This window comes from Rhodococcus jostii NBRC 16295, assembly GCF_001894825.1.
Taxonomy (GTDB): Bacteria; Actinomycetota; Actinomycetes; order Mycobacteriales; family Mycobacteriaceae; genus Rhodococcus_F; species Rhodococcus_F jostii.
This window is the reverse complement of record NZ_BCWY01000034.1, coordinates 14,972-35,239: the sequence shown is the minus strand read 5'-3', so window position 1 is coordinate 35,239 and position 20,268 is coordinate 14,972. Positions and strand designations below refer to the sequence as shown.

The 20,268-nt window shown below is 68.1% G+C and carries 16 protein-coding genes; 15 read left to right on the top strand and 1 reads right to left on the bottom strand.

Annotated features, from left to right (window positions below; all coding sequences use genetic code 11):
- Positions 1-15: 15 nt before the first annotated feature.
- The 6 genes from RJ1_RS21980 (at position 16) to RJ1_RS21955 (ending at position 6,324) form a co-directional block, all read left to right on the top strand.
- Positions 16-1,047, top strand: a complete 1,032-nt coding sequence (locus tag RJ1_RS21980; protein ID WP_073363928.1) for an alpha/beta fold hydrolase — start codon at positions 16-18, stop codon at positions 1,045-1,047.
- Between the two features lie 207 nt (positions 1,048-1,254).
- Complete coding sequence (locus RJ1_RS21975) at positions 1,255-2,952, top strand: FAD-dependent oxidoreductase (RefSeq protein ID WP_073363926.1); 1,698 nt, start codon at positions 1,255-1,257, stop codon at positions 2,950-2,952.
- Positions 2,953-3,180: 228 nt separating this feature from the next.
- Entirely contained in the window at positions 3,181-4,053 is an 873-nt protein-coding gene (locus RJ1_RS21970) for an SDR family NAD(P)-dependent oxidoreductase (protein WP_073363924.1), read from the top strand.
- A gap of 15 nt (positions 4,054-4,068) precedes the next feature.
- Positions 4,069-4,302, top strand: a complete 234-nt coding sequence (locus tag RJ1_RS21965) for a ferredoxin (RefSeq protein WP_073364027.1) — start codon at positions 4,069-4,071, stop codon at positions 4,300-4,302.
- Positions 4,303-4,308: 6 nt separating this feature from the next.
- Positions 4,309-5,538 carry a cytochrome P450 gene (locus RJ1_RS21960; protein ID WP_073363923.1) on the top strand — a complete coding sequence of 410 codons (1,230 nt, stop codon included), beginning with the start codon at positions 4,309-4,311 and terminating at the stop codon, positions 5,536-5,538.
- 183 nt (positions 5,539-5,721) lie between these two features.
- On the top strand, positions 5,722-6,324 hold the full coding sequence (locus tag RJ1_RS21955; RefSeq protein WP_073363920.1) for a TetR/AcrR family transcriptional regulator: 603 nt from the start codon (positions 5,722-5,724) through the stop codon (positions 6,322-6,324).
- 121 nt (positions 6,325-6,445) lie between these two features.
- Here RJ1_RS21955 and RJ1_RS21950 read toward each other — a convergent pair whose 3' ends face one another.
- Positions 6,446-7,048, bottom strand: coding sequence for a TetR/AcrR family transcriptional regulator (locus tag RJ1_RS21950; protein ID WP_073363916.1), 603 nt, complete (start codon positions 7,046-7,048; stop codon positions 6,446-6,448).
- Between the two features lie 71 nt (positions 7,049-7,119).
- Here RJ1_RS21950 and RJ1_RS21945 point away from each other — a divergent pair, with 71 nt between their 5' ends.
- From RJ1_RS21945 to RJ1_RS21905, 9 genes are all read left to right on the top strand, one after another.
- Positions 7,120-8,301, top strand: a complete 1,182-nt coding sequence (locus tag RJ1_RS21945) for an aromatic ring-hydroxylating oxygenase subunit alpha (protein WP_073363914.1) — start codon at positions 7,120-7,122, stop codon at positions 8,299-8,301.
- Entirely contained in the window at positions 8,298-9,059 is a 762-nt protein-coding gene (locus tag RJ1_RS21940; protein ID WP_073363912.1) for an enoyl-CoA hydratase/isomerase family protein, read from the top strand. The genes RJ1_RS21945 and RJ1_RS21940 overlap by 4 nt, the downstream gene beginning before the upstream one ends.
- Before the next feature lie 41 nt (positions 9,060-9,100).
- On the top strand, positions 9,101-9,772 hold the full coding sequence (locus tag RJ1_RS21935) for a PaaI family thioesterase (protein WP_073363910.1): 672 nt from the start codon (positions 9,101-9,103) through the stop codon (positions 9,770-9,772).
- Positions 9,769-11,019, top strand: a complete 1,251-nt coding sequence (locus RJ1_RS21930) for a CaiB/BaiF CoA transferase family protein (RefSeq protein ID WP_073363909.1) — start codon at positions 9,769-9,771, stop codon at positions 11,017-11,019. Before RJ1_RS21935 ends, RJ1_RS21930 begins: the two co-directional genes overlap by 4 nt.
- A gap of 261 nt (positions 11,020-11,280) precedes the next feature.
- Entirely contained in the window at positions 11,281-12,822 is a 1,542-nt protein-coding gene (locus RJ1_RS21925; protein WP_073363907.1) for a class I adenylate-forming enzyme family protein, read from the top strand.
- 40 nt (positions 12,823-12,862) lie between these two features.
- Positions 12,863-14,269 (top strand): MFS transporter, encoded by a 1,407-nt coding sequence (locus RJ1_RS21920; protein WP_073364025.1) that lies wholly within the window; start codon positions 12,863-12,865, stop codon positions 14,267-14,269.
- Between the two features lie 4 nt (positions 14,270-14,273).
- Positions 14,274-16,403, top strand: a complete 2,130-nt coding sequence (locus RJ1_RS21915; protein ID WP_073363904.1) for a molybdopterin-containing oxidoreductase family protein — start codon at positions 14,274-14,276, stop codon at positions 16,401-16,403.
- A complete protein-coding gene (locus RJ1_RS21910; RefSeq protein WP_073363902.1) occupies positions 16,403-18,640 on the top strand; it encodes a molybdopterin-dependent oxidoreductase in 2,238 nt (745 codons plus the stop codon). Before RJ1_RS21915 ends, RJ1_RS21910 begins: the two co-directional genes overlap by 1 nt.
- Positions 18,640-20,268, top strand: coding sequence for an FAD-dependent oxidoreductase (locus RJ1_RS21905; protein ID WP_073363899.1), 1,629 nt, complete (start codon positions 18,640-18,642; stop codon positions 20,266-20,268). The genes RJ1_RS21910 and RJ1_RS21905 overlap by 1 nt, the downstream gene beginning before the upstream one ends.

The window sequence follows — 20,268 nt, the reverse complement described above, 5'->3', positions numbered from 1 at the left end:
AGGACAGGGGTAGGAATGACCAGCAGTTCGCGCACCATCGCCCTCCGGGCACTCGCCGCCGCAGCCGGAGTCGGCGCACTCGCCGCCGCGGCAGCGACGATCCGCCACAAGCGCGCCACCCGCGGGTTGACGTTGTCGACCGAGGTGGCCCCGAACGAGCTGCTGCGCACCCCGACTCTGCGCCCGGACGTGACGGAGATCCTCACCGACGACGGAGCGACGCTGTACGTCCGCGCGTACGGTCCGGTGGATGGCGATCCCATTGTGCTGAGCCATGGTTGGACCTGCTCCACCGAATACTGGTACCCGCAGGTCAACGCACTCGCGGACGAGTACCGCGTGATCACCTACGACCAGCGCGGGCACGGCCGCAGCTCGGTCGGCTCGCTCGCACTCGGCCCCGACGTTCTCGCCGACGACCTGTCCGAGGTGCTGAAGGCGACGGTGCGCGAAGACAAGAAGGCCGTGCTCGTGGGTCACAGCATGGGCGGCATGAGCATCATGGCGTGGGCCGGCCGGCACCCCGACGAGGTGAAGAAGTACGCGAAGGCCGTCCTCCTCGCGAGCACCGCCTGCGACCGCCTCATCGCCGAGACCACCGTCATCCCGCTGCCGAATCGTTTTCCGCGCGTGCCGGTGCCCGTCGGCCGCGCCGTCCTGAGCTCACCCGTCCCGTTGGTGTCGTCGCCGGTGATGACCCGCGCGCTCCAGTACGTGTCGATGTCGCCGAACGCCTCTCGCGCCGAAGTCCAGTTCTGCGAGAACATCGTCCGGGACTGCAAGCCGCGCATCCGCGGCGGCTGGGGTGCCGCACTCAGCGGCCTCGACATCCACGAGGCGCTCGACAACCTCGACGTCCCGACCACGGTGCTCGTCGGCTCGATGGACCGGCTGACGCCGCCAGTCCACGCCCGCAAGCTCGCCCGCGTCCTGGACGAGGCCGGTCACCTCGAACGGCTGATCGTCCTCCCCGGCGTCGGACACATGAGCTCCGTCGAGAACATCGACGAATTCGACAAGGAGATCGTGCGACTGCGCACTCTCTGATCCGTCATCTGCACAGACCTGGTCAGGTTCACACGCAACGGCGTGTGAGCCTGACTTTTTGCGTGACCCGAGAAGTTCACGGGGATGTCCTGGGTCGACTCGAATGTGAGGCTTGACACATATCAGCGTGACATCTAACGTAATTTGTATCACTGTTAAGCGGGGTGCGCGCTCCACCGTCCGTTCACTAGGCGATAGGAATCCACGTTGACTCACGTAGTCACGCAATCCTGCTGCAACGACGCGAGTTGCGTCTCGGTATGCCCCGTCGATTGCATCCATCCGACTCCGAACGAGCCCGGCTACGGCGGGGCGGAGATGCTGTACATCGACCCCGTCGGCTGCATCGACTGCGGCGCATGTATCGACGCGTGTCCCGTCGACGCAATTCTCCCCGACTACGACCTGACTCCGGAAACTGCACGCTACGAGGAGATCAACGCGGCGTACTACCTGAACAGGGAACGGCCCGCCCCGGCTGCCGAACCACCCGGTGCCGCCGCGGTCCAGTTGTCCGAACGCGCACTGTTGCGAGTCGCGATCGTCGGGTCAGGGCCGTCCGGTTGCTACGCGGCGGAGAGCCTGCTGTCGCGGAGCGGTCCCGCCGTGGAAGTCTCCGTCTTCGAGAAGCTTGCGACACCGTTCGGGCTGGTCCGGTTCGGTGTCGCACCGGATCATCAGGCGACCAAAGCGGTCGCCTCCCTGTTCCAGAAGACGGCGTCGCGGAGGGACGTGGATTTCTACCTCAATGTCGAGGTAGGCGCACACCTGACTCACGACGAGTTGCTCGCGCATCACGATGCGGTGATCTACGCGGTTGGGGCTCCTGCGGACTGCGCACTGGAGATTCCCGGCGAGGGGCTGCCCGGAAGTCATTCGGCAACGGAATTCGTGGCGTGGTACAACGGTCATCCCGATCACGCGCACCGCAGCTTCGACCTGTCGGGCGAGCGTGCCGTGATCATCGGAAACGGCAATGTTGCGCTGGATGTGGCGCGAGTGCTCGTCGCCGGCGCCGCCGAGTTGAGGAAGACCGATATCGCCGCGCACGCGTTGGAGGCGTTGTCGGAGAGCAGGATCAAGGAAGTCGTCGTCGTCGGTCGCAGGGGCCCGGCCCAAGCGGCGTACACGAATCCGGAGTTGCTTGCGCTCGGTTTCCTCCCCGGCGTGAATGTCGTGGTGGAATCGGACGAAGTGGAGCCGGCCGAGTCGGTGCCGCCGTCACCCGGTGGGCACTCCGGCTCGATCGAAGCGATGAAAGCCAGGATCGTTGCAGAGTTTGCGAAAACCCCGCAAACGCCCGCAGGCAAGCGTATTGCGTTGCGCTATCTACTCTCTCCGGTCGAAGTGTTGGGAAACGGCCGGGTGGAGGGGATCCGACTGGTCCGCAACGAACTGGTTCCGGACCTGGAGGGGAGTTCGAGGGCGGTGCCGACTGGTGTCGTCGAGAACATCGACTGCAGTCTGGTCCTGCGATCGGTGGGGTACCGGGGTGTCCCGGTCGCGGGTATGCCCGTCGCGGGTGCACGCTCCACGATGCCGAACGACGGAGGCCGTGTGCTGGATCCGGATTCGGGTAGACCGATGCCGGGTGTGTATACCGTCGGGTGGATCAAGCGTGGTCCCTCCGGCGTCATCGGAACCAACAAGGCCTGCGCAGCAGAGACGGTCGACAAACTGGTCGACGACTTCCATGCCGGTCGATTGACGGCTCCCGGGGCCGGGCGTCAGGAGCTCCGCCGACTCGTCGCGCATCGAAGGCCTGAGTGCATCGATTACGCCGGGTGGAAAGCGATCGACGCGTACGAGCGGCGGCTCGGCCGGGAATCGGACAGGCCGCGAGTGAAGCTCGTGGACACCGCCTCGATTATTGAAATCGCTTCGTGTGCAGTAACTTCCGCATGAGGAGCCCTGCAGTGTGCCGGTAGCTGCGCGTCGAAGAAAGTGATTGACGTCTCATAGACTAACGGTATAAGGTTTATTCGGATCGGAGATGCGGCCCGCACTCGATCCTCTCGACCGGCGACAGCCCCGCCGTCGAGGATCGAAACCGTCTCGCCCCGAGTTCGCTGGACGATGTCCCCACGCACCGCGAGTCTCCGGCATCCGACGAACCATCACAGAGGAGTTCACATGAAGCTTCAGGACAAAGTCGCCGTCATCACCGGAGGTGGATCCGGACTCGGACGCCAGGGTGCGCAGTTGTTCGCCTCGGAGGGTGCCAAGGTGGCGGTAGTCGACATAGACGGCGACCGGGCCGAGCAGACCGCGAAACTGGTTGAGCAACAGGGCGGAACGGCGATCGCGATCACCGCCGATGTGAGCGACGAGGCCGCGGTCTATCGCAGCGTCGAGACCACCGTCGAGCACTTCGGCAAGCTCGACATCATGTGGGCCAACGCGGGTGTCGTCTCCCGGGGCGGTGTCCCGTCGGTGGCGGGCGGCGAGCACGTGGAATTCCAGGACCTCACGGATGCCGACTGGCAGCACGTTCTCGGAGTCAACCTCAGTGGCGTCGTGTACTCCTGCAAAGCCGCAGTGCCGGCGATGCGCGCCAACGGCGGCGGCGCCATCCTGGCAACGTCGTCCGCGGCGTCCTTCGCCGCCTATCACAGCATCGCGATGTACTCGGCGACGAAAGCCGGTGTCAACGGCCTGGTTCGCGGCCTCAGCCTGGATCTCGGGCGCTACGGGATTCGCGTCAATGCCCTCGCCCCCACGCACGGAATGTCTCCGAACTTCCTGATGGGTCCAGGCACCCCGGTGATCGGTCAGTCCTATGAGGAGACCGCGGGGCCGTGGGATCCGGGTGTCTCGCCGATTCCGCTCAAGCTCCAGCGTCCGCCGTCGCTCGTGGACAACGCGAAGGTCGCACTCTTCCTCGTGTCGGACGACTCCGCATACATTTCGGGCCTGACACTGCCCGCGACGGACGGCGGCACCCTGTCGCGCGTGGCGATGATGTTCGAAGAGGACGCTCCGAATCCCACGCTGTCCGTCGACTGAGTGGAGCGTTCGTCCATGACCATTCATGCGCAGGACCGTGCGCTGTCGTTGAAGGTCGACCGATCCGCCTGCGCGGGCCACGGCCTCTGCTACGGCGCGGCGCCCGAGATAGTCGACAGCGACGACCAGGGCTACCCCGTGGTCGTTGCCGAACAGGTTCCAGAGGAACTACGAGACCAACTGGGTGCCCTCGTCGAGATGTGCCCGGAGCGCGCGCTGAGCGTCGAACCCCAGACTTCGGAAGGCTGAGAAGCAGTGACGACTACCCATCTACCCGACAAGCTCATCGTGGACTTCGACGTCTACGACCAGACATTGGCGATGCCCGAGGACGTGTTCCAGGAACGTGCTGCAGCGCTGAGGGCCATCGGTCCCGTCGTGTACTCGACGGCGCACGGTGGACACTGGATCGTGACGCGGTACCAGGAGATCCACCAGGTCTTGCGTGATCCGGACACGTTCTCCAGCTACCCGAACAACCTCGTGAACGCGGGCCAGGGAAAGTTCATCCCGATCGAACTCGACCCGCCGGAGCACACGTACTACCGGCAGGCCCTGCAACCGTTGTTCAGCCCCAAGCGGATGAAGGAACTCGAGCCCCAGATCCGAAACGTCGTCAACGAGCTGATCGACGACTTCGCAGCACGAGGCGAGGCCGAGTTCATCTCGGAGTTCGCCCACGAGCTGCCGACGCGGGTGTTCCTGGCGCTCATGGGCTGGCCGCTCGAGGACGCCGAGATGTTCACCACTACGACGGACATTGCACTGCAGGGTATTCCCGGTGGAACCGACGAGGAGTCCGCGAAGGCGCGCGAGGATGCGGCCAACCAGATTTTCGGCTACTTCGGGGCCATCGTGGCTGGAGTGCGCTCGGGCGAGATCACCTCGGAAAGCCTGACCACACAGATCATCAACACCCCGATCGAGATGGAGGACGGGGTGCGGCTACTCACCGACGAAGAGCTGTACCGCATGTTCTTCCTTCTACTCATCGCCGGTCTGCACACGGTCCAGGGTTCACTCGCCTGGGGGATCATCCATCTGGCGAACAATCGGGGGCAGCGGCAGGAGATCGTGGACGATCCCGACACCATCCCTGCGGCGGTCGAAGAGATCCTGAGGATCGAGGCCGCCGTCATCGCGGGCCGGCGAGCGACACGGGACGTCGAGATCGGCGGAGTCACGATCGCGGCGGGTGACCAGCTCGTCGTGCTGCTCTGCTCGGCGAACCGCGACGGCGAGGAATTCGAGGACCCGGACGAGTTGAGGATCGACCGCTCGCCGAACCGTCACCTGTCCTTCGGCGCCGGGCCGCATCGGTGCATCGGGTCTCACTTGGCACGAATCGAACTCACGGTGGCCATGGAGGAGATTCACAAGCGGCTGCCCGATTACCGTCTCGTCCCGGAGGACCCGCCGATCCTGCACGCGACCCAGGTGCGCGGCTGCATTCGACTCCCGATCACCTTCACGCCCTCGTCCTGAGTTCGGCTGGGAGCTTCGAGGAGGTTGTCCGTGGTCCTGTGGGGCTTCGGGCAACCCGCCTCGCTCTTTTGGTGTAATGAACTGGGCGTAGCCGACACCGCGATGCAACATCTTACGTGTATTGTCATTTGTATCACGACTGGTCGGGGTGGCCGGTCGGAAGTGACGGTGTCTGGAGCGAGGATGGCAAGAAGGAAGACCGCCGGGGTGCTGAGTCAGGACGCCGATGTCGCACGGTCTCAGATACTCGTGGCTGCCCAGACGATGATTCTTCGTTTCGGGATCTCGAAGACCACGATGGAAGACATTGCCAAGGAGGCGGGGGTCTCGCGCCCGACCGTCTATCGGTATTTCCAGGACCGCGAGACGCTCACCACCGAGCTGATCCGGTGGCGATCGCGCCAGACCCTCGAACGCGGCCGGAAATTTCTGATGGAGTGCGCGACGTTCGAGGACAGGCTGATCGAGGGCCTCATCTATCTCGTCTACGACGGAATCAACGATCCGATCGTGCGCATCCTCGTCAGTCCGGAACACGTGGGCGGGGATTCGTGGCTCGAGACGATCCCGCTCGCAACGAGTCTGACCACCGAACTGTGGGGTCCGATCTTCGACGAGGCAAAGTCGGGCGGCGAGATGAGGGCGGATATCGACACGGACGAAGCATGCTCCTGGATCACCCTCGTGCAGCTGATGCTCGCACCGCGACTGGATAATTCGGATCCGAGCGACCCTGCCCACCGGCAGATGATGAGGCAATTCGTCCTACCTGCTTTCCTGCCGTAGTTCCCCCATTGCGCACGGCGCTACCGGCTGCCGGTTGATTTCTGCAGTGCTGCACAGGCTCCGTGTGTCAGGGGTCTGGACGTAGATCGGGTCGACTGCCGGCGGCGTCGTACTCGCGGACTCAGTCGCCGGCCGGCAGCAGTGAGGGTATGAGGAAGGCCCGGATTTTCTCGCGGAATCGTTCCAGCGAGCCGGTGCCGCCGTTGAGTTGGCTGATGCACATGATCTCGAGTTCCGAAATCCACTCGCACAGCAGGGGCAGGTCGGCGTCGGCTCGTATCTCGCCGGCCTCCTGCGCTTCACGCAGTATCGGCTCCCACAGTTCGCTCGTGAGTTCGACGGCTTTGCCCGAGGTGGTCAGCAGTGAGTTGGCCAGGGTCATCTCCGACGGGGAGACGAGTAGGTGAACCATCGGGTCGCGTTGCCCGCTCTTCACGTTGTGGCAGATGCCCTCGACGATCCGTTCTTCGACGGTGGGCCACTTCGCGATGAAGGCACGCGCCGGCTTCATGTTCATCCGCGCGCGTCGCGCGACCGATTCGATGATGAGGCTCTCGCGGTCGGAGAAGTACCGGTAGACGGTCGCGCGGGACATGTCGGCCGCGCGCGCGACATCTTCCATCGTGGTCTTCGTGATTCCGAAGCGTTCGAAGCACGACTCGGCCGCGGTGAGGATCGTCGAGCGGACGTCGGTCGCGGGGTCGTTTCCAGTCCTTGCAGCCACCAGAAAACAGTACCGCCACAATTCTGGATGAGACGCTAGACAACAAATGTCTCATGTGCCACTCTCGGTGTATGGAGCGAGAAGACAAGATCACACTCACCGAGCGGCTGATCGCACACGTCGACAACAACAGCACCGACTACGCGGACGACCTGCTTCGAGTGCCGTTCTCGGTGTTCAACGACCCGGAACTCGCCGAACGTGAACGCAAGGTGGTCCGGCGACTGCCGCACATCGTCGCCCACGTCGACGAGCTGAAGAAGGCGGGCGACTTCGTCACGACCGAGCTGATCGGCACACCGCTGCTGGTGGTGAAGCAGACGGACGGCAGCGTCAAGGCCTTCTCCAACGTCTGCAGGCACCGCGGCTCGAAGGTGGAGTTCGACGAATCGGGTTGTAAGCGCATCTTCAGCTGCCCCTATCACAACTGGGCGTACGGCCGCGGTGGAGATCTGCGGGGAATGCCGCACGCGGAAGGCTTCGACGGCATGGACCGCTCGCAGTACGGGCTCGTCGAGTTCCCCTGCGAGGTGCGGCACGGCCTGGTCTGGGTTGTTCCGACGGTCGGCGCCGATCTCGACATCGCCGCGATCCTCGGCGCCAAGCACGACGCGGAGGTGACGGCGACCGGAATGGCCGAGTCGTTCCAGGTGCGGAAGGAGACCTGGAAACTCGACATGAACTGGAAGATCGCCGTCGACGGTGTCCAGGACTCGTACCACCTCTGCCAGTTGCACACCAAGACCGTGTGCAACTACCTCGAGGGAAACATCACGGCGTACGACCTGGTCGACCGCTCGTGGCGAATCGTCGTGGCCCGCAAGTCGATCACCGAGGTTCGGGGTGCAGATCCGGACTCCTTCGACGTCCGTGACTACTCCCTGGCGAACTACACGATCTACCCCGGCACGATGCTCGTGACGGAGCCCAACCACTTCGAGATCTGGACGATCGTGCCCGACACCGAAGACCCCAACGTGTCGTACTGCACCATTCGGCTCCTCTCCCCGAAGGAGCCCGAGACCCCGCGTGAGAAGCGGATCCTCGACAAGAACTGGGAACTCCTCATGGAGACACTCCACGCCGAGGACTGGTTCGTCACGAAGACGATCACGGCCAACGCGGCACACGGCCAGGTCGACGAGCTGATCTACGGACGGAACGAGCTGCCCGGTCAGGTCTTCCACAAGATGATCACCCGGGATGCCGAGGAGGTCGCTCGCGAGGAGGCGGCGGTCGGCGGTGTGAGGTGACGTCGGGCGACCTGCGTCGTTCGTCGCCGGCTCCCGGCGTGTTGCAACTCGACCTCGCGCGCCCGGACGTGCACAACGCGATCTCGCTCGGGCTGCAACGAGAACTCGATGCCGCGCTCGCCGACGCGGCGGGCGATCCGGCCGTTCGGGTCGTGGTGCTGGCGGGAGACGGTCCGGCGGCGTTCTCCGCCGGATACGACCTGAAGGAACTCCGCGCGATGACCCCAGACACCGGCGCCCTGAGCATGCTCGAACGGGACGAGCTGTTGTGGAGGTACTTCACGTTCCCCAAACCCACCATCGCCGCGGTCCACGGGATGGCCTACGGCGCCGGCACCCTGCTGGCGGTGTGTTCGGATCTGCGCGTGGGCGGTCCCGGCACCAGCATCACCGTCACCGCGGCGAAGTACGGCGGTGCCAACCTGACCTGGGTACTCGACACCCTGATCGGCGCGGGACAGACCCGCGATCTGCTGATGACCTCACGGGCGGTGTCCGGCGAGGAGGCCTTCCGGATGGGGCTCGTCTCCCGGTACGCGGCCGACGGCGACGTCCTCGGTTCCGCACTCGAGGCGGCCGAACAGATCGCGGCGCAACCCCCGGAATCGATGCGCGAGATCAAGTCTCTGCTGCTCGAGGGGCCGGGGAACGGTTTGCGGAGCCGCTACGACCGGGAGAACGCCGTGTCGCGCACGACGCTTCGACCGCGTCCGGTCGAGGAGATGTTCAGCTCGTACTTCGGAAGCCGCGCACAGTGACCCGCAGGTCGCCACTCCTCTCCACGGAAAGCGAGGTCCGGATGGACGCCACTATCGCCGCGCCCGAAGACATCTGGAGTCCCAGCTGGGACGACCCGTTCGAACCGACCGCCGACAGTCTCGACGAGTTCGCGGAGTTGGCCGACGCCCTGCGCTCGGTGCAGGAGGCCGTCACCCGCAGCCGCCCGAGCCCGGATGCGGCGGGCCGCGCTGCGCGGACGCTGCGTGACCTCGCGGCGCGGCTCGCGGAGTTCGAGGTCGATGAGGACGAGCAGATCTCCGGCCGACGCTGGGATCTTCCGGGGCGGGGCCAGACGGTCACACCACCCCTCCACATCGACGAGGTGACCGAGACGAGAGCGCGTGGGCACGTCACCGTCGGCAGATTCCATTCCGGGCGGTACGCGATGAACGGTGGCGTGACACCGCTGATCTTCGACGAGATTCTCGCGCGCCTCGCCAACAGTTCCGGCAGACCGTGGGCGCGAACGGCGTACCTGCGCGTCGACTACCGCGCTCCCGCCCCACTCGGCGTCGAATTGCGCGTGGAGGCCGAGTTGGCCGGCCAGGACGGCCGCAAACGGTTCATGCGCGGTGCGATGTATCACGGAGACGTCCTGGTAGCCGAAGTCGACGGACTCTGGATCGAATTGAAACCTGATCAGACACAGAATATCTCGGCCATCGGCCGGGGAGCGGAGGAGAGTTCGTGAGTGGCTACTCGCTGTTGGACGGAGTTCGGATTCTCGAGGTCGCGCAGCTGGCGCCGTCGTCGCTCGGCGGGCATCTCGCCGATCTGGGTGCAGACGTGATCAAGATCGAATCCGGCCCGCTCGGGGACCCCGTGCGCGTCGGTGGCAGCCGTGCCGTCGGAGCCGAGGACGGGCCGGCGTTCATGCATCTGCGCTGGAATCGCGGCAAGAAGTCCGTCGCACTCGACCTGCGCAGCCCCGAGGGCAAGCAGGCCTTCCTCGACCTCGCGCGCTCGTGCGACGCCGTCATCGAGGGCATGCGAGGCGGGTATCTCGACTGGCTGGATATCGGCTATGAGCAACTGCGACAGGTGAATCCGAAGGTCGTGCTGTGCACGGTGTCGGGCATGGGCACCGACGGCCCATACCGTGTTCTCGGCACCGGTGGCCCGGTGTTCGATGCGTACGCCGGGCTCCGCGAGGTCGACACTCCCACGCAGCCGCCGACCGAGGGCATGGCGGGGTCCACGACGCCGCCGATCGCGATGTACGCGCTCGGCGCGTACGGGGCGATGGGCCTGCTCGCCGCGGTGCACAAGGCCGGTGCCACCGGTGTCGGATGCCACGTCGAGGTGGCGGGCATCGACGTCGCCGCCGCGTGGATGCCGGACCTCGTGGATGCGGAGTTGAACAAGGACCGCTCGATTCCCCGTCCGACCTGGCTGCCGGACGGGCGACTGCCCGACTGGCCACGGCTCGAGGCCTACCGCACCAGCGACGGCGAGGCGATCCTGTTCGGGTCGCACGTGGAGAAGTTCTGGCACAACTTCCTGGCCGCGGTCGGGCGCGAGGACCTGATCGGCGTCGACCTCACCGGCACGGACGACGGTGCCCCCGCCCGTGCGGACCTGGTGTGGCGGGCGCTGACGGAGATCTTCGCGCAACGCACCCGCGCCGAATGGGTGCAGCTGTTCCTCGAACACGGCATCGCGGGCGGACCGGTCAACAGCGTCGCCGACATGCTCGACGACCCGCACTTCCGGGCGCGGGAGAACACCTACCGGGTCGACTACCCGGGGGTCGGTGAGCTCGAGTTCGTGGTCAGCCCGGTGCGCGTCGCCGGGGAGAAGTTCGCGCCCGCGCTGCCGCCGGTCGTGGGCGCGGACACCACGGAGGTGCTGCGGACGGTGGCGCGGTACGACGCCGCGCGGATCGCCGCGGCGGCCGACCCGGGAAGCTCTCGGCACGAGGCACCTTCCGCCGGCTGACCGGGCGCATTCCGCACAAAACGACACCCACGCGAAAAATGCTGTGTGGGTGTCGTTTTCGTGTGGACAACCAGTTCGTCCGGGTGGCCGAGGGTCTCGAATCGAGCATTGCGCCAGACGCCTACAACTGTTAGGTTTGCGGGCACGAAGTGAGGGTGATCACACCCGTCGACGCTGCGGCCGGAGGGTTCGGCTACGAGACGCCGGCGAGCCGGCACAGGACACACGCCGGCGAGCCGGCACATGACATGAGGAGCACAGATGAATCTGGCGGACCTGACCCGGTTCTGGGGTAAGACGCGTTCGCAGCAGCAGGCGATCGTGTTCGGGGACACGTCGCAGACCTGGGCGGAGGTCGACGCGATCACCGATGCGCTCGCCCGCGGTCTGGCGGCCCGCGGCGTCCGCAAGGGCGATCGTGTGGCCGTGATGATGCTCAACCGCCCCGAGCTCGCCCACCTCATCCTCGCGACGCTGAAGCTCGGCGCCATCAGCGTCCCGCTCAACTTCCGGCTCACCGCCAAGGAGCTGGCGCCGATGGTGGTCGACTCCGCGCCGCGCGTGGTGATCGTCGAGGACGACTTCGCGTCGCTGCTCGAGGTCGCCGCCGAGCAAGCGGAGTTCGAGACCTACGCGATCGGGGGCACCGCCCACCAGCCGTACGAGCGGCTGATCGACCCCGGGACCGCCCCCGTCGTCGCCATCGACGCCGACGACCCCGCCTTCATCTGCTACACGTCGGGGACCACCGGCGTGCAGAAGGGCGCCCTGATCACCCACCGCAACGCGATGACCCCCGGCATCTCGCAGTCGATCACGTTCGGCTTCTCGGCCCGGGACCGGGTGCTGTGCTCAGCCCCGCTGGTGTACACCGGCTCGATCCTGTCGATCTTCATGCAGCTCGTCGTCGTGCCCGGCGCGACGATGGTCCTGCTGCGCGAGTACGACCCGGAGATCGCCCTCGACACCTTCGAGCGCGAGCAGATCACGGCCACCACCACCGTCCCGGTGATCTGGGAACGGATGACGATGCTGCCCGACTTCGGCACCCGTAAGCTCGCGAAGTTCACCTTCGCGGGCACGGGTGGCGCGCCGGTCAGCCTGGACCTGCTCGACTTCTACCGCTCGCACGGCATTCCGCTCACCCAGTGCTACGGCCTGACCGAGGCCTCCGGCATGGTCTCGACCCTCGCCTACGAGGACGCCGTGTCGCGCCCCGGCTTCGCCGGGCTGCCGCTGGTCGGCACCCACATCCGGATCGGTGATCCGGGAGTCGACACCCCGGCCGGGGAGGTCGGCGAGATCCTCGTCCGCGGCGAGCACGTGCTGCGGGAGTACTGGAACAAGCCCGAGGCCACCGAGGCGACCCTCGGAGAGGGGTGGCTGCGCACCGGCGACCTCGGCCTGCAGGACGAGGGTGGATTCCTGAAGATCGTCGATCGCAGCAAGGACATGCTGATCTCCGGCGGCCTCAACGTCTACCCCGCCGAGATCGAGAAGGCGCTGCACGGCATCGCCGGCCTGGTCGACCTCGCGGTCATCGGCGTCAAGGACGACCGATGGGGTGAGGTGCCGATGGTGGTGTTCCACAGCGAGCGTCCCGCCGCCGAGATCGTCGCCGACATCGCCGACGTCGCCGGCGAGAACCTCGCGAAGTTCAAGCGTCCCAAGCACGCCGTCGCGCTGGGCGAGCCCCTGCCGCGCACCTTCTCCGGCAAACTCGCCAAGCCGTCCCTGCGCCAGCGCTTCCCGGAGGTGCCCGCCGACGCACTCGCGGTCGACGGCACCGTCGCCCCCGCCTGACCCCCCTTGCAGTTCCCCCCTCCCGAGAGGAATGCACGTCGTGGCCCCAACTCGTGAAGTCGACATCTCCCAGCTCATCGACACCGCACCGGTGTCTGCCCTCCAGAAGCGTGCCATCGCGTTGTGCCTGGCCCTCGCAATCCTCGACGGCATGGACGCCCAGCTGATCGGATTCGCGATTCCCGCGCTGTCCGAGGACTGGGGCCTGTCCAAGGCCTCGTTCGGACTGCTACTGGCGCTCAGCAGCGGTGCGATGGTCGTGGGCAGCCTGCTGTTCGGTCCCGTCGCCGACCGGTGGGGCCGGCGCCGGGTGATCCTGCTGTGCACCGTGCTGTTCGCGGTGTTCACCCTCGCGTCCGCGTTCGCGCCGTCGATGGGTGTGCTGATCGTGCTGCGCATCCTCGCCGGAATCGGCCTCGGTGGCGTCACCCCGAACCTGATCGCGCTGACCAGCGAGTACAGCCCCGCGCGCAGCCGCTCCACCCTGGTCACCATCGTCGTCGCGGGCATGTCGCTCGGCGGCTTCCTCGGCGGACTCGCTGCCGCGCAACTGATTCCGGCCTACGGCTGGCAGTCGATCTTCGTGGCCGGTGGTGTACTCCCGCTGATCGTGGCGGCGCTGGCGTGGGCCGGACTGCCGGAGTCGGGCAAATTCCTCGCGGCCCGGGGCGATCACGCCGCCGCCGCGAAGATCCTCTCGGCGATCGCCCCGGAGGCGGGCATCACCGGATCGGTGACGTTCACCGTGGACGCCGCTGTGGCCACCAAATCGCCCATCCGGGAACTCTTCGCCGGAGGCCGGGCGCTGGACACGGTCCTGCTGTGGGTCGTGTTCGTCATCAACTTCCTGGTGATCTACTTCCTGTTCGGGTGGATGCCGTCGCTGTTCAGCCAGGGCGGGCAGAGCGCGTCCCATGCGATCCTCGCCGCGGCGCTGTTCAACCTCGGCGGCATGGCAGGCGCGCTGTCCATCGGATGGATCACCGACCGGGTCGGCACCGCGTGGCGCCGGTCCCGGGGATCGGACGCCGCCTACGCGGTGGTGATGGCCGGCTACACACTCGGAGCCCTGTTCATCGGTGCCGTCGCGATGGTCCTGGCGAACTCCACGCTGCTGCTGATCACGATCTGCATCGTGGGATTCGGGATGTCCGGCAGTTCGGCCGGCATCATCGCCATTGCAGCGTCGATCTACCCGGTGGCAGCACGCTCGACGGGCATCGGCTGGGCCATGGGAATCGGGCGCATCGGGTCCATCGCAGGGCCGACCCTCGGCGCCGCGCTGATCGCGGCCGGGATGGACGCTCGCACGATCTTCCTGCTGATGATCGTCCCGACCGCCTGCGCCGTACTCACTCTCGGTGCGCTGTTCGTGCGGGAACGACTCCGCGGACGCACCGTCGTCGGGGCTGCGGAATCGCCGGCCGTCACGGCCGAGGCGCACTGAACCGATGCGATCCGTCACGTCGAGGGTCACCTCGTTCTGCAGGCTGTGCGCCTCCTCGTGCGGCGTCCTGCTCGATGTCGAGGACGGGCGGATCGCACGGGTGCTCGGCGATGCCCACCATCCGATCTCCGGTGGATACACCTGCCCGAAGGGGCGTCGCGGCGGCGACCTCGTCCACGGGCCGGACCGGCTGACCACCTCGATGCGGCGCACCGCCACCGGCACCCATGAGCCGGTGCCGGTGGCGCGAGCGACCGCCGACATCGCGGACCGGCTGCGCGCCATCGTGGACCGGCACGGACCGGATGCGGTCGCGCTGTTCATGGGGACGCAGCAGAACTTCGCCGCACTCACCTCGCCGATGGCCCGGGCCTGGTTCCGGGGCACCGGCTCGCACAAGCTGTTCTCCACGATGACCATCGACCAGTCCGCGAAATGGGTTGTCGCCGAACGGATGGGAGCGTATCTGGGCGGACGGCAACGCTTCGAGGACGCAGACGTGTGGTTGCTGGCGGGCACCAACCCCGTCGTCTCCGGCAACGGCGGCGACGGGGACGGCGCGGTGGTGCAGAACCCGTCCGTCACCCTGCGGGCGGCGCGGGAGCGGGGCCTGCGGCTGATCGTCGTCGACCCGCGACGCACCGAGACCGCGGCCCTGGCCGACATCCACCTGGCGCCCCGGCCGGGGACGGACGCGGTGCTGTTCGCCGGCCTCCTCCACGTCGTCCTCACCGAACACCTCCACGACGCCGACTTCTGCCGCCGGTACACCGCCGACCTGGCCTCGCTCGCCGATGCAGTGTCCGACGTGACCCCCGCGGTCGTGCAGCGGATCTGTGGTGTTCCCGCCGACCGGATCCGCGACGCGGCACGGGTGTTCGCGGGCGGGAGCCGGGGGATGGCGACCAGCGGCACCGGGCTGTGCATGGGCCCGCACTCGAACCTCGCGGAGCACCTCGTCGCGGCCCTGAACGTGGTGTGCGGCCGGTACCTGCGCGAAGGGGAGCGGGCCGACGACCGCGCCGTCCTGACCCGGCACCAGCCGGCCCGAGCGGAGGTCGCACCGCCCACCCGGGCCTACGAGCGTGGGTACGCCAGTCGCATCGGTGCGGTGCGGGCGATCCGCGGCGAACTGCCGTCCGGCATCCTCGCCGACGAGATCCTCGAACCCGGCCCCGACCGGGTGCGGGCGCTGATCGTCTCCGGCGGAAATCCGGCGGCGGCGCTACCGGACCGGGGGAAAGCGTTGCGCGCGCTGCGATCACTGGACCTGCTGGTGTGCGTCGACCCGCGCATGTCGGACACCGCACGGCTCGCCGACTACGTGATCGCCCCGACCACGATGTACGAGCGCGCCGACCACACCGCGATCATGGAGCCGTTCTTCCCACGCCCGTTCGCGCAATACACCCCCGCGGTCGTGACCGCGCCGCCCGGCGTCGTCGACGACTGGCGGTTCTTCCTCGACCTCGCCGCCGCCTCCGGACAGCCGGTCAAGTTCGCCGGCCGCATCCTCGACCCCGCCGCGCCACCGACCTCCGAACAGCTGCTGGCGATGATGGCCGAGCGGGGACGCGTCCCGTTCGCCGACCTGGTCGACGCCCCGCACGGACATCTCGCCGGGCGCAGCGGCGCCGTCGTGGGTCCGGCAACCGAGGAGGCTGCCGGGCACCGCCTGGCGCTGATGCCCGACGACGTGCGCGGCGAACTGCGCGCAGCACTGACGGACACGGCTGTCGCGACACGGTTCCCGCTCCTGTTGACGGTGCGACGGATCCGCGAGGCCGTCAACTCCACCGGCACCCGCGTGCCGGGGCTCGTTCCCGGTGGCGCCAACCCGGCGAGCCTGCACCCGGACGACCTCACCGCCCTGGGTATCGCCGACGGGCAGGCGGTGACCGTGCGGTCGGTGTCCGGACGCCTGCGCGCGACCGCGCGGGCGGACGCCACCCTGGCCCGGGGCACCGTGTCGATGACGCACTGTTTCGGGAGCGTCGACCCGCGCGACGACGTCGGAGTGAACGTGAACGCGCTCACCGGAACCGGTGACGGTGTCCAGACGATCAACGCGATGCCCACCATGACCGCGGTTCCCGTCGCGGTCGAGCCCACCGCAATCGAACAGGACGTGTGATGATCACCGCAGAACCGATTGCCGGGCACCGGATCTGCCCGCTGTGCGAGTCGACCTGTGGACTGCTGGTCGAACTCGACGGCCGCGCCATCGTGCGGGTCGCGCCGAACCCCGACGACGTCTTGAGCGCCGGGCACAGCTGCGCGAAGGGGCTCGGCCTCGGCCGCATCGAGAACGACCCCGACCGGATCCGGACACCGCTGCTGCGCACCGCGGGCGGCGGATTCCGCGAGGCCACCTGGGACGAGGCGTTCGCCGAGATCGAGCGCCGGCTACCGGAGTTCGTCACCGGCGACCCGGGCAGCTGCGCGATCTACCACGGCAATCCAGCTGCTCACCATCTGGATTCGACGTTCTACCTCGGCGAGCTGATCGGCGCGGTCGGCACCCGGAACATCTACTCGCCGGCCAGCGTCGACACCTGGCCGAAGAACCTCGCGCACATGCTGCTGTACGGCACCGGGCTGGGTATGAGCCTGCCCGACCTCGACCGCACCGACTACCTGCTGATCCTCGGCTCGAACCCGATGGTCTCCAACGGCAGCACCGTCACCGCGCCCGGTATGCACCACCGCCTGCAGGCGCTGCGTGAGCGGGGCGGCACCCTCGTCGTGGTCGACCCGGTGCGGACCCGCACCGCCGAGGTCGCGGATCTGCACGTGCCGATCCGGCCCGGGACCGACGCCCTGTTCCTGCTCGGGGTGCTGTCCGTCATCGCGACCGAGGGTCTGGCCAGGCCCGAGCGGGTGCCGGATGTGGTCGACGGCCTGGACGCCGCCCTCGCGATGGCGGCGGAATTCGACCCCGACGCCGTCGCCGCGGCGTGCGGGATCGACGCCGACGTGATCCGCTCGGTGGCCCGCGGGTTCGCGGGCGCTCCTGCGGCGGTCGCGCATTCGCGGATCGGAACGTGCATGCAGGAGTTCGGCACCCTCGCGAACTGGCTCGTCGAGGTACTCACCATAGTCACCGGCAACCTGGACCGGCCCGGCGGTGCGATGTTCGCGCTGCCGCCCGCGGGTGGGCAGAACACCTGGCCGGTGACCAGACCGCCGAAGCTGATGTTCGACCGGTGGCGCTCGCGGGTGCGGGGACTGCCGGAGGCGATGGGGGAGTTGCCCGCGGTGTGTTTCGCGGAGGAGATCCTCACTCCGGGACCGGGCCGCACCCGCGCACTGATCACCCTCGCCGGGAACCCGGCCCGCTCCCTGCCCAACAGCGGCGCGATCGAGGAGGCACTCGGCGCCCTCGACTTCATGGTGTCGGTGGACTGCTATCTCAACGAGACCACCCGGCACGCCGACGTGATCCTGCCCCCGCCACCGGTGACGACCCGGGGCCACCACGATGTGACGCTGGCGCACTTCCAGATCCGGAACGTCGCGCGGTACACCCCGCCCCTGCTCGACCTCGCCGACGGCGAGCGGGCGGAATGGCAGATCCTGCTGCGGCTGGCCGCGATCGCCAAGGGAACCCCGCACCGTCCGGTCGACGAGATGGACGACGACGTGGCCGCCGTCGCGGCCCGGCGCGCCGCGAAACTCGCCGGTTGCGAAGAGGGACACGCGCTGGCCGCCGTGACCGACCGCCGCGGCCCCCAGCGACTGCTGGACCTGCGTCTGCGCAGCGGACCCTACGGCGACCGGTTCGGACTCGACCTGGACGGGCTGACTCTCGCACTGCTGGAGGACAACCCGGACGGCATCGACTACGGGCCGCTGGCACCGCGTGTCCCGGAGGTGCTGCGCACCCCGGACGGGCGGATCGATCTGGTGCCGGAGATGATCGCCGCGGACCTCCCGCGGCTGCGAGCGAGCGTCACGAGGGCAGCCCCGGATCTGCTGCTGATCAACCGGCGGCAGCGGCGCGGCATGAACTCGTGGCTGCACAACGCGCTGCCCCAACCGGACACCGGCCAGTGCGCCCTGCTGGTCAGCCCACACGACGCGGCCGAGCGCGGCCTGGTGGACGGCGACCGGGTGGCGGTCACGTCCAAGGTCACCACGGTCACGGCCGAACTGCGGATCGACGACACGTTGCGTTCCGGTGTGGCGAGCATGCCGCACGGGTGGGGCCACGACGGACCGGGCCTGCGGACGTCCCGGTCGGCATCGGTGCCCGGCAGCAACTACAACGCCCTGGTGGACGACACCACCGACCTCGAGGCGCTGACGGCGTCCCCGATCTTCAACGGCGTCCCGGTCACGGTGACGCGCACGAGCGAGGAGCATCCCTGATGGCGTACGTGGTCACCCAGAACTGCTGCAATGACGCGACCTGTGTCGCGGTCTGCCCGGTCGACTGCATCCACCCGACACCCGCGGAGCGCGAGTATCAGCGCACCGAGATGCTGTACATCGACCCGGGCGTCTGCATCGACTGCGGTGCCTGCTCCGACGTGTGCCCCGTGGACGCGATCGTCCCCGGCGACGCGCCCGCCCCCGACATCGACCGGTACCGGGAGATCAATGCCGAGTACTTCCAGCGCAATCCACGCAGCGTCGGGCCGGGCGCGCACGTGCAGCCGCTTCCGCTCGCCCTCGCGACCGCCGGCGTCGCCGACCCCCCGGCGCTGCGGGTGGCGATCGTCGGATCCGGACCGTCTGCGTTCTACGCCGCCGAGGAACTGCTGGCCCGTCGCGACATCGCCGCCGAGGTCACCATGTTCGAACGGCTGCCCGTGGCCGGCGGGCTCGTGCGGTTCGGCGTCGCGCCCGACCACTGGCACACGAAGACGGTGGACCGGGTGTTCGACCGCACCGCGCGGCGTGACGGCTTCACGTTCCATCTCGGCGTCGAGGTGGGGCGGGACGTGACGATCGACGAGGTGCTGGCCCACCACCACGCGGTGATCCACGCGTCCGGCGCGACGGGCGACCGGCGCCTCGGCATCCCCGGCGAGGACCTGCCGGGCAGCCACGCCGCCCGGGAGTTCGTCGCCTGGTACAACGGTCACCCCGATCACGCCGATCGCGCCTTCGACCTGACCGCATCCCGCGCCGTCGTGGTCGGCAACGGCAACGTCGCGTTCGACGTCGCCCGCATCCTCGTCTCCGACGTGGACACCCTGCGCCGCACCGACATCGCCGATCACGCCCTCGCCGCCCTGGCCGACAGTCGGATCGAGGAGGTGGTGGTGCTCGGCCGGCGGGGACCCGAGTACGCGGCGTGCACCACCCCGGAACTGCTCGCGCTCGGCTCGCTGCCCGGGATCGACGTCCTCGTCGACGGCCCGGTCACGGCGGGTCCGGACGCGCCGACCAAGCTGCAGATCCTGGCCGACTACTCCCGGCGGGAGCCGACTCCGGGGAACAAGCGCATCGTGCTGCGCTTCGGCGCCACCCCGCAGGAGGTGACAGGTGACGGGCGGACCGCAGCCCTGATCGTGACCGGCACCGACGAAGCCACCGTGGACCGGATCGAGTGCGGGCTGGTCCTCCGGGCGGTCGGGTACCGCGGACTGCCGATCCCCGGCTTCCCGTTCGACGAGGCCGCCGGAACCGTCGCCAACGTGTCGGGCCGCGTCGTCGAATCGGGCACCGGGGAGACCGTCGCCGGGCACTACGTGGCGGGCTGGATCAAGCGCGGCGCGACCGGGGTGATCGGCACCAATCGCTACTGCGCGGCGGAGACCGTCGAGGTCCTCCTCGCCGATCACCGCGCGGGACTGCTCCCCGCACCGACCGTGGCCTCCGCGGACCTGGCGGCGCTGGTGCGCGAACGCCGACCGGACGCGCTCGGTGGTGCGGACTGGCGCGCGATCGACCGCTTCGAGCGCGAGCGCGGCCGCGAGGCGGGCCGGCCCCGCATCAAGATCGTCGACGCCGGGGAGGCGGCCGTCGTCGCGGGCGCGGCCGCCCGGTGA

What these genes read in the sequence shown, in the direction of transcription:
- RJ1_RS21980 (WP_073363928.1), top strand. Translation starts at nt 16, where the DNA reads ATGACCAGCAGTTCGCGCACCATCGCCCTCCGGGCACTCGCCGCCGCA.
- RJ1_RS21970 (WP_073363924.1), top strand. Translation starts at nt 3,181, where the DNA reads ATGAAGCTTCAGGACAAAGTCGCCGTCATCACCGGAGGTGGATCCGGA.
- RJ1_RS21965 (WP_073364027.1), top strand. Translation starts at nt 4,069, where the DNA reads ATGACCATTCATGCGCAGGACCGTGCGCTGTCGTTGAAGGTCGACCGA.
- RJ1_RS21955 (WP_073363920.1), top strand. Translation starts at nt 5,722, where the DNA reads ATGGCAAGAAGGAAGACCGCCGGGGTGCTGAGTCAGGACGCCGATGTC.
- RJ1_RS21945 (WP_073363914.1), top strand. Translation starts at nt 7,120, where the DNA reads ATGGAGCGAGAAGACAAGATCACACTCACCGAGCGGCTGATCGCACAC.
- RJ1_RS21935 (WP_073363910.1), top strand. Translation starts at nt 9,101, where the DNA reads ATGGACGCCACTATCGCCGCGCCCGAAGACATCTGGAGTCCCAGCTGG.
- RJ1_RS21925 (WP_073363907.1), top strand. Translation starts at nt 11,281, where the DNA reads ATGAATCTGGCGGACCTGACCCGGTTCTGGGGTAAGACGCGTTCGCAG.
- RJ1_RS21915 (WP_073363904.1), top strand. Translation starts at nt 14,274, where the DNA reads ATGCGATCCGTCACGTCGAGGGTCACCTCGTTCTGCAGGCTGTGCGCC.
- RJ1_RS21910 (WP_073363902.1), top strand. Translation starts at nt 16,403, where the DNA reads ATGATCACCGCAGAACCGATTGCCGGGCACCGGATCTGCCCGCTGTGC.
- RJ1_RS21905 (WP_073363899.1), top strand. Translation starts at nt 18,640, where the DNA reads ATGGCGTACGTGGTCACCCAGAACTGCTGCAATGACGCGACCTGTGTC.